A 13928-nucleotide genomic window follows, 5' to 3' on the forward strand; every position below is an offset into this window, starting at 1 on the left:
AAACTATCTCCTTATGCCGGAACGGTTGTTTAACGCTCGAAAAACGCGAGCATGTTTTCTGCCATTACCCACAGGGCGCGATTGAGCTTTACATCGCCGTCAATGCCGGTAACAGCACGGGTGCGGCTGCTTTTACCCTGTGCGGTTCGCCCTGACAGACCTCCTTTCATCAGGTTCTCCTGTACGCGCTGGTATACGGTCCACAGGTCATCGCTGCAGTCCTCCCGGCGACGTGGGGTCAGCAACTGCGATACCGTGACCGGCTGGTGGTCTTCACCAAAGCGATACTTAAGCGCGGCATTCGCCAGGGCGTTACGGGCCGGGGCTGGCAGCGCCAGCGACTGCATTGCATCGCGTTTCTCATCCACCCGGTCAAAGGCCCCGAGCACTTCGTAAGCCCCTTCAATTACCTTCTCGACGACATTGCCTTTATGCGGTACCCGCACTTCTCCGAATGACTGGCCGCAGACAAGACCGTTAGTACAAACGCCACGAAACAGCCCCGACAGCATCTGGTAGCTTGATGAGCCGTCATGGCTGTTGAGAAGAATGATTTCCGGCACCTGATGCCCGGTCAGTTGACCGGCACGACGCAGGCGAAGCATGTGTTTGGTGTGCTCCCGCTTGCTCTGGTCGCGAACCTTTGTCTGGCAGGCAAAGAACGGCTCAAAGCCCTCACGCTGCAGGCTTTCAAGGATGGTGATGGTCGGGATGTAGGTGTAACGGTCTGAACGAGATTCATGTTTCTCACTACCGAACACGCTGGGGACATGGCTCATCAGCTCTTCGTGGGTCAGAGGCCGGTCACGGCGTATCTGGTTTATACGGCCAAAGCGGCTGGCTAATCTCATGAGTAATTCCTTTAAAAGAGGCAAAAGAAAACGCCCTGCTCGTTTGAGCAGGGCGTTCAGATAGAAAAACAAAGGTGGAAAAGCGCGCGGTGTCAGCTGTCAAAATCAAACTGCCATGCGCCTTCGCTTGTCTGGACCACCACTTCCAGTACATTACAGGGAACCATCAGCCCCTTGCCGGTAAACTCATGTGCTACCGCCCCGCCAAATCCCAGACGTACCGGTTTCCAGGGGCTGGCGAATTCTGCATCCTGGCAGTTTCCCCGGTTGACAATGAGTTGTTTAATCACAATCGAATCGACTTTTGATGTAATCCGAATCAATGAGTAGTGGCTGTAGCTTCCGGGACTAACACTGACGCTGACCGGTGAAGAAGCGGCCAGCGAAGAAAATGACAGCAGACAGAGTGCTGCGACTGTGATGATTTTCTTCATTAAATTTCCTTTAACCTGTAAGAGTGAGGCAGAACTACAGTGCAAATCCGGGCACGCAGCCGTTGTCACCGAACGCAGGAATAACTGCAGCAGCCCCCGCTAAAGTGAAAGTGACAGGTTTTACCCCGCTACCTGAAACCACAACACGTTTGCCGGCGCGTAATTTGTTCCATGCCCACATGACATTGTCAGATCCCACATGAGACTCGCTTTCGCTGATATTCACTTCTTCAGCGTTATCAATTCTCATGGCAAGTGTCTGGCCGCTGTCCATCCTGACCTGATGGCCGTTCACATCAGTGAAGATAATGGTCGCTGGCTGTGAGCCGGAACTATCGCAGGCCAGATAAAGTTGTGATTGCCCTTTACCGAGGATGGTGTATTCAGACGTTCCCTGCGCATAGCCACTTACCCAGCTATCACGGTTGCCAAACGCATGCGAGACAGAAGGCGTCAGCACTGAAGCCAGTAAAAATGAAATAATCAGTTTATTTTTCATTGGAGTGTCCTGTCAGAAGCCAGCCATATTGCCCAGGGTGGTGATAATGAACAGCAGGCAGGCCATAAAGATAATGAGGGTGATGTACCAGCGGGTGAACTTACCGAACAGACGAAGAAATGTTTTCATGTGCGGTCCTTTGCAATAAGCCAGTACAGCAGCCCCGCCAGTATCGGGTCGATTATCAGACCGAGAATGAACCAGCCCCAGAACGAGCGTCCGTTAGCGGACGCCACGAAACCCAGCAACAAGGCCAGACCGCCCCATAACAGAATTAACGGCATATACTTTCCTTAATGCGTGACAATCCCTGCAATACATCGCATTGATTTTGATGGTTAAAATTAACAAATCACATAATGCCCTGTGGATTATGTGGCTACCGGATTAATCATGTATAACGATGAATATCGATCGGCTCGATCGACAAAATCGATCGTAATGAAACAAAGAAACTTATCGAAAACGGCAAGGCCGCTCATCGAAAGCGAAGTGACTAGCTGAAGAAAAATCCCCACAGGGAGCGTGCTGCGCGGGCGACAGTGTGTGTTGCAGCCTGCAGTGCAATGCGTGCCACCTGTGGTAGCGGGGCCAGGTCAATAACCTTATCGATAACGTCCACCACGGCATCGCCAAAGCTGCTGCTGGCGGTGCTGATGATACTGGTAGTGCGATACCCGTTCTGCAGGTGCGGCACAAGTGGACTGCGGGCCTGCTTTGGGAGCAGGGTAATCATGGCCTCCACCAGACGCGACAGACGATAGCGCCCCCTGACCGAAACCGGCAGAATATCCTGCTCAGCGATACCTAACTGCCGGGCCACCGCCTGCTGTTTCTGCGCAATACGCTCGGCCTGTAACGCCGAGGGCTGGGCGGACGGCCAGTTCCACTGCTCGGCGGGGTCGGTTTTGTCCACCTGGTTGAGCACCCATAACACCGGCGGCTGCGGTCCGCTGTACTGCGCGAATACGTCCTGATGAAACTGCTCTTCCACCGCATAGGCGCGGTCATCGGCCTTGAGTACCCACAGCACCATATCGAGTTGTGGCATGAGGTCACGATACAGTTCACGGTATTCACCATCACGGGTAACACTCTCGCCCACACCGGGTAAATCAACCAGCGTCAGGAAGTGATTACCGAAACGTAGCCGGACACGCTGTGGCTGACGGGTGCAGGCTTCCACGGCATTGACAGTACAGACTTCGCTCCGGAACAGTGCGTTACACAGCGAGGATTTGCCGACGCCGGTTTTCCCCAAGATGCCAATCACCGGTTCATACGTAACGAGTAGGTTGAGCTCCTGCAGCAAATGCTGGCGTAGCGCGTGTGGATAACGCCGCAGATGGCGACGGATAAGGGTATAACCCGAGGGATGTTTCATATCGGCCTCTGAATGAAAAAAGGCCATCCGGTGGGGATGACCTGTTGGATTAAAACGGGTGGGGATTCACTGAGGTGATATATATCTGAGAATTATTTAAATCATATTACCTGGCAGTATATCTCCGTACTGACATTATTCGCCTGTGTTTTTATAAAGAAAGCACAGGCGAATGAAAGCACCAGAGGTTGCCACTTAACTAATTTAGTCCAACGCTGTCGGATTGGACTAAATATCAGTTTTTCATATTGACTTGCGATCGCATTCCAGATTAGTTTTCAATTATCAAAACAACATTTTCTGGAGGTATTGTCATGCAGGAGTTTCCATTTAACGCTTTCCCCACGTCATTACGTGAAACTATTTTTGATATTGAGGAATGCACACAAGCCCCGGGGGAAATGATTGCATTAACATTGCTGAGTGGATTATCACTGGCGTGTCAGAGCCTGATTAATGTAAAAATAACAGACACCATGAAGTCTCCGGTGTCATTGTATTCATTCGTGATAGCAGATTCTGGCGAGAGAAAAACAGCGGTGGAAAAACTGCTATTAAAACCTTTTCATGAGCATGATCTGCGTGTATTACTCTAGTATGAAAAGCAGAAGAAAGAACATGAGGTCCAGTCTAAAATATGGAGCAAGAAAGAAAATGCACTTCTGAAATGCATTGATAAAGACACTATGAAAGGACTATGTACAGATAAACTTTCACGGCAGTTAGAAAAGTTATCTGCTGAAAAGCCAGTACAACCGAAAGCCAGAAGGTATATTTATAATAATGTCACCCCTGAAGCCCTGCAGTTTGAAATGTATACCCACTCGCCACAAACAGGACTAATAACTGATGAGGGGGCTAATATACTTAGCAGACGGACCATGAGTGATTTGGGATTTATGAACTCCATATGGGATGATGAAAGTTTTCATGTCAATCGGAAAACAGGGCCGAGTTTTACGATTAAGAATGGACGTATTACGTTGTTAGTCATGGTACAAAAAGCAATATTTTACGATTTTTTAAAACGCAAGGGCGAAAATGCACGCGGGAGTGGTTTGTTTGCACGCTGTTTTATCTTGTATATTGATACGAAATTATCGACACAGGGCCAGCGTTTTATTAGTCGTCTATCTTCCCCTCAGTCAGGTGAGCTGGAGAATCTTAATCACTTCTACCAGCGTATGAATGAACTGGTAGAAAAAAGTGCTTCTCAACACGGGACCGGGCATCAGACATGTTTATCATTCGAGCCCTCCGCCCTGGAGGCATGGAAAGAAATTCATGATGAAATAGAAAGCAGTATTGGTCCCGATAAGGAATATGCAAACATGAATGATTTTGCATCCAAACTTCCGAATAATGTTGCACGTCTGGCCGCGCTGCTGAGTTACTATACCGAAGGTGAATGCGCGATAAAAAAAGAATATGTTGAAAATGCCTGGTTGCTATGTGAATGGTACATGCAACAGGCAATAAAGGTCTTTGGGGCTCAGGAGGGCTACTATGAAGCGCTGCTATTATCATGGCTTCGTCGTGAGTACTATGAAACAGAGATGGATCATGTCAGATTTAATACAATACGAAATGCCGGGCCTAATGTATTACGTAAAGGCAAGTTACTGGAAAGAGTCATTGAGAGACTTGAAAAGGAAGGCGCGATAGACATCGTCCGCTCAAGACGCAAGGCACGAATGGTTTATGCAGGCCGTTATTTTCGCAACAATCCGTTTACAAAAAATGCAGCGTATAAGCACTACTGGCCGCGATAGTTGCGACTGATCGCAACTAATCGCGAGGTTTGCCGGTGGAAATGCCCAAAATTGTTGAAAACTAATATCAGAGTAAAATTATTATCTCACTTATCATTTTTCGTGAGATTTACTCAGGCGGAGGGGCTTATTGTTATATTTTCACTAATGAAATTACTGTCGGTATAGTAATATATGTTTATTGGTAATATATATACCTGTTACTGGTGTGCATGTTGTTATTAACACATACACTATCTATCCAGATTAATTATTAAAATTCTAATGCACTATGCCCATATAACCCATTAATTATATTAATCATGTGAAATCATACGGTTAATGCTTACTACCCGATAATGTTCAGGTGCATATCTGCATGCTACATTATCATGATTATTAATCGTATGGTTATTTATTCTTACTCACCTCAATATTAATTATTTATTCAGGTATTAACATGCAACATAATTCCTTGAATGCTTACTACCAGCAGGCATTTTACGATGTTATTCGTAATGCAGTAGACGAGTTTCCACGTACGTTAGCACTACGTGTTGATTTACGTTTTCCCCGCCACTATCAGTATGGTGATTCGAACAAAGAGGTTACTCGTTTTATTGAATCACTGAAAGCTAAGTTGCTGGTCGATTGCCAACGTAAGAACCTACGATGGAAACGTAACCGATCTAATAGATTACGGTATGCATGGGTACGTGAAGTAGGTGAACTTAACCGCCGTAAACATTACCATGTATTACTGTTGTTGAATAAAGACTTCTATCACGGTGCCGGGAGTTATAATGCAGATGACAGTTTATACGCATTAATCCAGCAGGCATGGTGTAGTGCGTTAGGTCTGGATTCGGAACAATACTCAGGTTTAGCGAATATGACTGAGAACGGTTGTTTTTATTTAAACGGATATTCCGCTAATTATATGCAACGGATTAACGAATTGCTGAGACGTATGGATTACTTGGCGAAAGACCATACCAAGTGTTATGACGATGGATATCGTTCAATTGGAATGAGCCGCAGGTAACATGCGCGTAGTGAGATGGCAGTTTGGCTATTAAGGCTTAAACTGCCAGCATATTAGACCTCAAGTGCATCTATTTCTTTTTAGGCTTTACGACACTATCAAATGCAGCTTTGATTTTCTGATCCTGACTTGACCAGACCTCAACCTGGCGCATCTTCATTGCAAATATTTCAGCTCCAGTTTTGTACAGATTGTTCTGATCGCTGGCAGATGGCCATTTCAGTTCGTTAATCCCATTCTCTATGCTCTTCAAAGCTTCTGATTTAGTATTCCATCCGTCTGAGGGGCAAGCTTCCTGCAAGAGACTGATAATTTTGGCTTTAATGGAATCAAAGCGAGCAGCTTTACTTCTGCCCCCCTGCGCCGAAACATCTAATTTTGTGGTCTGTTGCTGTTGCCACAATTCTTGATCTTCAAGACCACGACAGTAATCAAGGTATTCAATAGCTAGGAGTTGGCACTTTATCGCTTCATTTTTATTCGAGTTCATAAGCCCAAGCCCTAGGTACCAGTTAACATCAGCCAGAAAAACAAGCCCACCTATAGTTTCGCTAACCGTGCCCGGTTCATCAAAAGACATCCTGTAGACTTGATCATCAAACCTACGGCGTACTACCGGGTTCGTAAGCATACTTTCAACCAGCGATAGTACAAATGACCTGCCCCCACGATTAGATACAACACTCAGTTAGTAACGTCGGAATCTTCATTCTCAGAATGACCCTTTCTCCAGCCCGCTGCAAATTCAGACGGTGTCTGATAATTCAGCGTGGAGTGCGGGCGGCATTCGTTATAATCCTGCCGCCAGTCATTAATAATTTTCCTAGCATGAACGATATCGCTGAACCAGTGCTCATTCAAACATTCATCGCGAAATCGTCCGTTAAAGCTCTCAATAAATCCGTTCTGCGTTGGCTTGCCCGGCTGGATTAAGCGCAACTCAACACCATGCTCAAAGGCCCATTGATCCAGTGCACGGCAAGTGAACTCCGGCCCCTGGTCAGTTCTTATCGTCGCCGGATAGCCTCGAAACAGTGCAATGCTGTCCAGAATACGCGTGACCTGAACGCCTGAAATCCCAAAGGCAACAGTGACCGTCAGGCATTCCTTTGTGAAATCATCGACGCAGGTAAGACACTTGATCCTGCGACCGGTGGAAAGTGCGTCCATGACGAAATCCATCGACCAGGTCAGATTGGGCGCCGCCGGACGGAGCAGCGGCAGACGTTCTGTTGCCAGCCCTTTACGACGTCTTCTGCGTTTTACGCCCAGGCCACTGAGGTGATAAAGCCGGTACACGCGCTTATGATTAACATGAAGCCCTTCACGGCGCAGCAACTGCCAAATACGACGGTAGCCAAAACGCCTGCGCTCCAGTGCCAGCTCAGTGATGCGCCCTGATAAATGCGCATCAGCAGCCGGACGGTGAGCCTCATAGCGGCAGGTCGACAGGGATAAACCTGTAAGCCTGCAGGCACGACGTTGCGACAGACCGGTCGCATCACACATCAACATCACGGCTTCCCGCTTCTGGTCTGTCGTCAGTACTTTCGCCCAAGAGCCACCTGAAGCGCCTCTTTATCCAGCATGGCTTCGGCAAGCAGCTTCTTGAGTCTGGCGTTCTCTTCCTCAAGCGACTTCAGGCGCTTAACTTCAGGCACCTCCATACCGCCATACTTCTTACGCCAGGTGTAAAACGTGGCATCGGAAATGGCATGCTTGCGGCAGAGTTCACGGGCGGGTACCCCAGCTTCGGCTTCGCGGAGAATACTGATGATCTGTTCGTCGGAAAAACGCTTCTTCATGGGGATGTCCTCATGTGGCTTATGAAGACATTACTAACATCGGGGTGTACTAATCAACGGGGAGCAGGTCACTTGCCATAAACAGCGAGTGCTGCTGGTTAATTGCCTCTGTTAATGTTTGTGAGTCGGTCTTTTTAAGTCCGGCTACAGGAATATTAAGAAATGTTAACCACTGCTCCTTTAGTTATAACGAAACTGTGTATGATGTCAGTTCAGCCAGCGGCGTGAGGGTCATACCTGTTATGAAGTTTATCTGTCCTGTATGCAGAAGTAACCGGTTCTTTTTCACTTCCTTCAATCCCGTGCTAAACCTGCCACACGGTGCGTTATGTTCCGTATGTGGAACCCTGCTTACTACGCGCTCAATCCTTCCCACTCCGCGCAAAAGGCGCTGGCCTAAACAAGTGATTTAATCATTTTGGGCACGAAGCGGCTTGTAATGATCGGTGCAGTCCTTAGGGGTTTACATAGATCATTCCGAAACCAGCCACATATTGGCCTCTTCGAAAACCTCTTCAAGCATGCCCGGCATCGACTTAACCTCTGTCTCTGAAAAATTTCTATGCACTCGCTTGGTTAATTCGGCTGTACAACCAGATGTTCAGCGGTAATTATCAATAGGCACAGCCTCCTTGCCCTGGCCCCCCTCTTAAAGCTACTGTATAAATACACAGTAATAAAAGTTGAGAGGTCACCATGCCCCGCCAATCAGACATTAACTCGGCTTTCCATGCTGCTATTCAGCTTAACCCCAAAGATTACCGTTGCCTGAGAACGGACGGCTTTGTTTCGCCTCTAGTAACGGTCAACTGGGATAGGTCGTTAAAGGGGGCTAACGATTGGATCGAATGCCACGTAATGATCTTCAAAGGTATCTCGCCCAACGAGGGCCAAGCGCGAGCCATCATGCTCTCCCACACGAACAGGAGTTTATAGTACAAATTGCTCCGTATTTTAAATTTTTCAAGAAATACAATGCGTAAATTATTTCGTTTAACTTTGCTATTTTTTTCTAAAGGTTCCGAAGGGCTTGCCGATAGTAAATTCAACGGCGCAGGAGCCCAAAGGTGGAAGCCGTAAACTTAAATTACGACCAGTTAAACAGGAATTGTAATCATGGCACAAGTTATTAATACCAACAGCCTCTCGCTGATCACTCAGAACAACATCAACAAAAACCAGTCTTCAATGTCTACTGCCATTGAGCGTCTGTCTTCCGGTCTGCGTATCAACAGCGCAAAAGATGACGCTGCTGGCCAGGCGATTGCTAACCGTTTCACCTCTAACATTAAAGGTCTGACTCAGGCTGCCCGTAACGCCAACGACGGTATCTCCGTTGCACAGACTACTGAAGGCGCACTGTCTGAAATCAACAACAACTTACAGCGTATCCGTGAGCTGACCGTTCAGTCTTCTACTGGTACTAACTCTGAATCCGATCTGAACTCAATCCAGGACGAAATCAAATCCCGTCTGGACGAAATTGACCGCGTATCTGGTCAGACCCAGTTCAACGGCGTGAACGTGCTGGCAAAAGACGGTTCCATGAAAATTCAGGTTGGCGCGAACGATGGTGAAACCATCACGATTGACCTGAAAAAAATTGATTCCTCTACTTTAAATCTGACCGGGTTTAACGTTAACGGTAAAGGTGAAGTAGCGAATACCAAAGCAACGGCTGACGATCTGAAATTAGCTGGTTTTACTAAAGGCACAACTGATGCGAATGGTGTGACTGATTATAAGAACACCATCAATAACAGTAAGGCATCAGCAGCTGATTTATTGGCAAATATTTCTGATAAATCAGTTATCACTGGCGGCGGCGCAAATGCCTTCGGTGTGGCTGCAACCGCAGGTTACAAATACGACGCGGCAAGCAAATCATACAGCTTCGATGCAACAGGCGCAGATTCAGCGAAGACACTGAGCATTATTAACCCAAATACTGGGGATTCTTCTCAGGCAACGGTTACGATTGGTACTAAAGAACAGAAAGTTAACATTTCCCAGGATGGTAAAATTACTGCGGCAGATGACAACGCGACTCTGTATTTAGATAAGCAAGGTAACCTGACGAAGACCAATGCGGGTGGCGATGCTGCTGCAACTTGGGACGGGTTAATTTCAAACAGCAACTCGACTGGCGCAGTTCCTGTTGGTGTTATGACTAAAATCACTCTTACGTCCGGTGCAGCTTCCGGGATGTCTGTGAGCTCGAACGGTGCCGGCAGCCAGACTTCAACAAATGCCCAGATTCTGGCAGATGGTGCATTTACTGCCAAAGTGAGCATCAACGGCGGCGCGTCAACCAATATTATCGTTGCTAATGATGGTAAAATTACTGCGGCTGACGGTAGCGCACTTTATCTTGATGCGACTACTGGTGGTTTCACTCCTACTGCAGGGAGTAACGCAGTTGCAACATTAGACGCATTAGTTGCTAATGGTAAAACAGCGACTATGACCGTCGCATCAGGTACCGGTCAGAACACTGTTTATAGCACTACTGGCAGCGCTAACTTCACCAGCCTGGCTAAAGTTGACAAAGTTAATATCACTAATGCACATGTCAGCGCTGAAGGCATGGCCAACCTGACTAAAGGTGCAAACTTTACCCTTGATATGGGTGGTACTGGTTCAGCCACTCACACCGTTAACGCTGGTGTTGTTAAAACTGCCGCCAATGCTGATGTCTATGTTGACGACGGAGCGCTTTCCAGCGCGGGGACAAAAGATGTAACTTACTTTGAACAGAAGAACGGTGCTATTACCAACAGCACTGGCGGTACCATTTATGAAACTGCTGATGGTAAGTTGACTACCGAAGCGACTACCGCTTCCACCTCTACCGCTGACCCACTGAAAGCGCTGGACGATGCAATCAGCCAGATCGACAAATTCCGTTCTTCTCTGGGTGCTGTACAGAACCGTCTGGATTCTGCAGTAACCAACCTGAACAACACCACCACCAACCTGTCTGAAGCGCAGTCCCGTATTCAGGACGCCGACTATGCGACCGAAGTGTCAAATATGTCTAAAGCGCAGATCATCCAGCAGGCCGGTAACTCCGTGTTGGCTAAAGCTAACCAGGTTCCTCAGCAGGTTCTGTCTCTGCTGCAGGGCTAATTTAGCACTACTGAACCGTAAAGCTCTGCACATGCAGGGCTTTTTTATCGAGTGAATATAGCTGAAAATAGACGTCATATTCATTCGATAAAAAAGCCGATCATAATTTAAAATTGCATTTTCCAAATTGAGCGTGTATGGGTTCTATTGTGATTAAGAAACAGGCGTTTAAATTTTTGCTTGAGCCGAATAAAAATCATATCAATGAATTTTTGGTTTTCGCAGGTTCCTGTCGATTTGTATACAATAAAGGACTCGCTCTTATTAATGAGAATTATGATTCGGGTAAGAAATTCTTAAACTACAATCAACTGGCATCAGAATTAGTTAATTGGAAAAATGAAGAGTGCCTTGCATGGCTAAAAATGGCTCCATCTCAGTGCTTGCAACAATCATTAAGGGATCTGGATAAAGCGTTTAAAAATTTCTTTTCGGGAAAATCACAGTACCCTCGATTCAAAAAGAAAGGCCGTAATGATTCTTTTAGAGTGCCTTGCCAAAGAGTCAGGCTGGACCAAGAAAAACATTTGGTATCATTACCCAAACTAGGGTGGGTTAAGTATCGTAAAAGCCGAGAGATAACAGGAGTATTAAAGAACGTTACTATTTCAAGAAAGCTTGATAAATGGTATATAAGTTTTAATACAGAAGTAGTTGTTCCTGAACCCGTTCATCCATCATTCAGCAAAGCCAAAGTTTTGCTAAATAATGAATGTATTGTGCAACTTACATCGAATGAGAGCCTGGTCGAGCAATTTACCAGCATGGAAGGTAATAAAAAGCTAAGGAACCTTAATAATATACTAGGCAGAAAAGTAAAATACAGCAGCAATTGGCTAAAAACTAAAAAGAAAATTGATAGCGTAAAAGCAAGGTCAAGCAGGCGCAGACTGGATGCCTTACATAAAATAACTACAGCAATATGCAAAAAACACGCTATTGTAGAGTTGGTTAATTTAACGGATTCTTTACCTGATAAAAATAATGGTTTTGTAAGCATGGGTTATGAATTTGTTAGACAGTTAATGTATAAACAAGAATGGTTAGGTGGTCAGGTAATTCGGTTAGGCGATTAGCGTAGTTTATTAATGATTAAATAAGAGTTATATACAGCTGTTTATATGACCTTAGATGAATTGCTGGCGGCAGGGCATGTCGTGTCAGTTTGTGGAGGGGGGTTATTTCAACTTCCGATGAAGCAAAAATCTCGGTTATTAGTACTGAGAATGTCAACGTCTGGTCAATACTTTGGCAACCAGTTTGTGCACCTTTACTAAATCAGTCATCGAACGCTGCTTTAATATGACTGTGATTATATACAGCGCTTGCTGTGAAAAAAAACAGCCTCGAGGCGAGTAGAGTGCAAAAGGGTGAAAGGTTTTTGTTACCCTTAGTTACAAATAGAAAAACCCCAGAGTGTGAAATCTGGGGTTCTTTTAAAGTGCACGTGCATTTCACGTGCATATTTTTGTCTTTTCTCGGTCTGCCTGCTGTCTGGTCAGTGTCCGTAACTGGCTGTTTTTATTGCCACTGTCCGGTTGCAGTCCTATCAAAAGTGGTGGAGCTGGCGGGAGTTGAACCCGTGTCCGAAAGTTTTTAAGCCACTAATAAATATGAATTAATTTCCCATAAAAATCCGCGCGGCTCCTTTACGGCTCCTTTCGTGTCCCGCCGCTGGCAAGCAGTGGTCTTCGCTCAGTGTTTCCGTCGTACTCTTTCAAATAAGATCCGTAATGCCTGAAGAGCATCTCCGGCCCCTTGTGGCCCATCTGTCCGGCGAGCCAGAAAAGGTTGGCGCCCTGGCTGATGTGGCGCGTCGCAAATGTATGCCGGGTCTGGTAAGGGTTGCGGTATCTAATCCCCGCCTTACGTAAAGTTGGGACCCAAGCTTTTTTGCGGATCGCGTCTGCGCTGGCCCAAGGCTTATTCGTTTTCGGATCCTCGAATATCGTTGCGTCTTTCATGAAGGTGAAAGTTTTCTGATTCGCCAGCACTGCCATCGCCACATCGTTAAGTTCTACTTTGCGTGTTCCTGCCTTTGTTTTCGTCCCCTTAATGACGCCAACTACACTCGCGTTCTGAACGTGCGCAGTCTTCCCGATGAAGTCGATATCGCGCCAGCGCAGCGCGCATAATTCGGAACTGCGCAAACCCGTCTGGATAGCGAACATAAACAGGTTTTCCCACTGCTTATTACCGGCAGAGGAGAGGAGGGCATCTACTTCTGCTGGTGAAAGTGGATCGACAATATAGTCGCTTTCAGCAGTCGATTTGTCGCTTTGATACCGGGATGCCGTGACCAGAGATACCGGGTTGAGTTGGAGCACGCCATCTGTTACAGCCTCGTCAAGCGCTGAGCGCAGGAAAGAAAGTTGGTTGCGAATTGTCTTCAGCGTGGTGGTGCGGCTCTGGATCCATGCTTTCATCGCCGCCGGTGTCAGCTCGCTTGCAGGCAGTGAATGAAGGGCTACCAGAGCGCTACGACATTTTTTATAACCGCCAATAGTAGACGGCGAAAGTTTTCGCGTTTCACAGATGTTGATGTATTCGTCCAAGTACATTTTTATTGTCTTTCCAGCAGCCGCATTGCCAAATAATTTTAACCGTGCGGATCGCGGGAAATATTCTGCATAAACGAATGTTCCACGCTCGATTTGATTATGAATTTCGCCGAGGGTCCGCTCGGCGTATTTCAGGTTTTTGGGGCTCACTTCTAAATTGGAAAGGGGCTCTCTACATTTCACCCCTCTATAAGTGAACGTGATATTGATGGTTTCACCCTAGCTGTGCTTCCTGATGGTCACGCCGCGCGGGAGTTTAGGCGACTCTGTCTTGCCCATTTAGCTACCTCACTTAGATCAATCCATCTCTCCTTAACGCCTTCCACCTTCAGAACCTGAACGCCTTCACGCCAAACACCGCGCTGTAAGCGCTTATTAATGGCATCAATGCTCTCACCAGTTTCATTGCAATAGGCTGAGATAGGGACACAATCGAGGTTCAGCATAATTTTCTCCACTAGCCCGGCTG

At 46.8% G+C, this 13928-nt stretch carries 11 protein-coding genes and 2 pseudogenes; 4 read left to right on the forward strand and 9 right to left on the reverse strand.

Annotated elements, in window-relative coordinates:
* Nucleotides 1-29: 29 nt before the first annotated feature.
* The 5 genes from DVA43_RS23925 to DVA43_RS23950 form a co-directional block, all read right to left on the reverse strand.
* Nucleotides 30-851, reverse strand: coding sequence for a DUF932 domain-containing protein (locus tag DVA43_RS23925; protein WP_114316985.1), 822 nt, complete (start codon nucleotides 849-851; stop codon nucleotides 30-32).
* A 92-nt stretch (nucleotides 852-943) separates the two neighbouring features.
* On the reverse strand, nucleotides 944-1285 hold the full coding sequence (locus DVA43_RS23930) for a hypothetical protein (RefSeq protein WP_114316986.1): 342 nt from the start codon (nucleotides 1283-1285) through the stop codon (nucleotides 944-946).
* A 34-nt stretch (nucleotides 1286-1319) separates the two neighbouring features.
* On the reverse strand, nucleotides 1320-1784 hold the full coding sequence (locus tag DVA43_RS23935) for a hypothetical protein (RefSeq protein WP_114316987.1): 465 nt from the start codon (nucleotides 1782-1784) through the stop codon (nucleotides 1320-1322).
* A gap of 125 nt (nucleotides 1785-1909) precedes the next feature.
* Nucleotides 1910-2068 (reverse strand): hypothetical protein, encoded by a 159-nt coding sequence (locus DVA43_RS23945; protein ID WP_045413303.1) that lies wholly within the window; start codon nucleotides 2066-2068, stop codon nucleotides 1910-1912.
* Between the two features lie 212 nt (nucleotides 2069-2280).
* The gene (locus tag DVA43_RS23950) at nucleotides 2281-3168 is read right to left on the reverse strand and encodes a GTPase family protein (RefSeq protein WP_168194678.1); all 888 of its coding nucleotides are present in this window, start codon (nucleotides 3166-3168) and stop codon (nucleotides 2281-2283) included.
* 401 nt (nucleotides 3169-3569) lie between these two features.
* On the opposite strand from DVA43_RS23950, the pseudogene DVA43_RS23955 reads away from it, so the two are divergent.
* Nucleotides 3570-4940 (forward strand): annotated as a pseudogene (locus DVA43_RS23955) (YfjI family protein).
* A 439-nt stretch (nucleotides 4941-5379) separates the two neighbouring features.
* Nucleotides 5380-5964, forward strand: a complete 585-nt coding sequence (locus DVA43_RS23960) for an inovirus Gp2 family protein (protein ID WP_072050101.1) — start codon at nucleotides 5380-5382, stop codon at nucleotides 5962-5964.
* Between the two features lie 70 nt (nucleotides 5965-6034).
* On the opposite strand, the gene DVA43_RS23965 is transcribed toward DVA43_RS23960, so the two are convergent.
* Together DVA43_RS23965 and DVA43_RS23970 are read right to left on the reverse strand one after the other, a co-directional pair.
* Complete coding sequence (locus tag DVA43_RS23965; protein WP_246842253.1) at nucleotides 6035-6544, reverse strand: hypothetical protein; 510 nt, start codon at nucleotides 6542-6544, stop codon at nucleotides 6035-6037.
* A gap of 104 nt (nucleotides 6545-6648) precedes the next feature.
* A protein-coding gene (locus DVA43_RS23970) for an IS3-like element ISSen4 family transposase (protein WP_087451024.1) occupies nucleotides 6649-7769 on the reverse strand; the annotation gives its coding sequence in 2 pieces (ribosomal slippage) (nucleotides 6649-7511 and nucleotides 7511-7769; 1122 coding nt in all).
* Nucleotides 7770-8885: 1116 nt separating this feature from the next.
* Here DVA43_RS23970 and DVA43_RS23980 point away from each other — a divergent pair.
* Together DVA43_RS23980 and DVA43_RS23985 are read left to right on the forward strand one after the other, a co-directional pair.
* Nucleotides 8886-10898, forward strand: a complete 2013-nt coding sequence (locus DVA43_RS23980) for a flagellin (protein WP_114316989.1) — start codon at nucleotides 8886-8888, stop codon at nucleotides 10896-10898.
* 137 nt (nucleotides 10899-11035) lie between these two features.
* A complete protein-coding gene (locus DVA43_RS23985) occupies nucleotides 11036-11974 on the forward strand; it encodes a transposase (RefSeq protein ID WP_246842254.1) in 939 nt (312 codons plus the stop codon).
* Between the two features lie 573 nt (nucleotides 11975-12547).
* Here the strand turns inward: DVA43_RS23985 and DVA43_RS23990 are convergent.
* Nucleotides 12548-13738 (reverse strand): annotated as a pseudogene (locus DVA43_RS23990) (Arm DNA-binding domain-containing protein).
* Nucleotides 13699-13905, reverse strand: coding sequence for an excisionase (locus tag DVA43_RS23995; RefSeq protein WP_103822585.1), 207 nt, complete (start codon nucleotides 13903-13905; stop codon nucleotides 13699-13701). The pseudogene DVA43_RS23990 and the gene DVA43_RS23995 overlap by 40 nt, the downstream one beginning before the upstream one ends.
* Between the last annotated feature and the right edge of the window lie 23 nt (nucleotides 13906-13928).

It is taken from the genome of Leclercia sp. W6 (assembly GCF_003336345.1).
Classification (GTDB): domain Bacteria; phylum Pseudomonadota; class Gammaproteobacteria; order Enterobacterales; family Enterobacteriaceae; genus Enterobacter.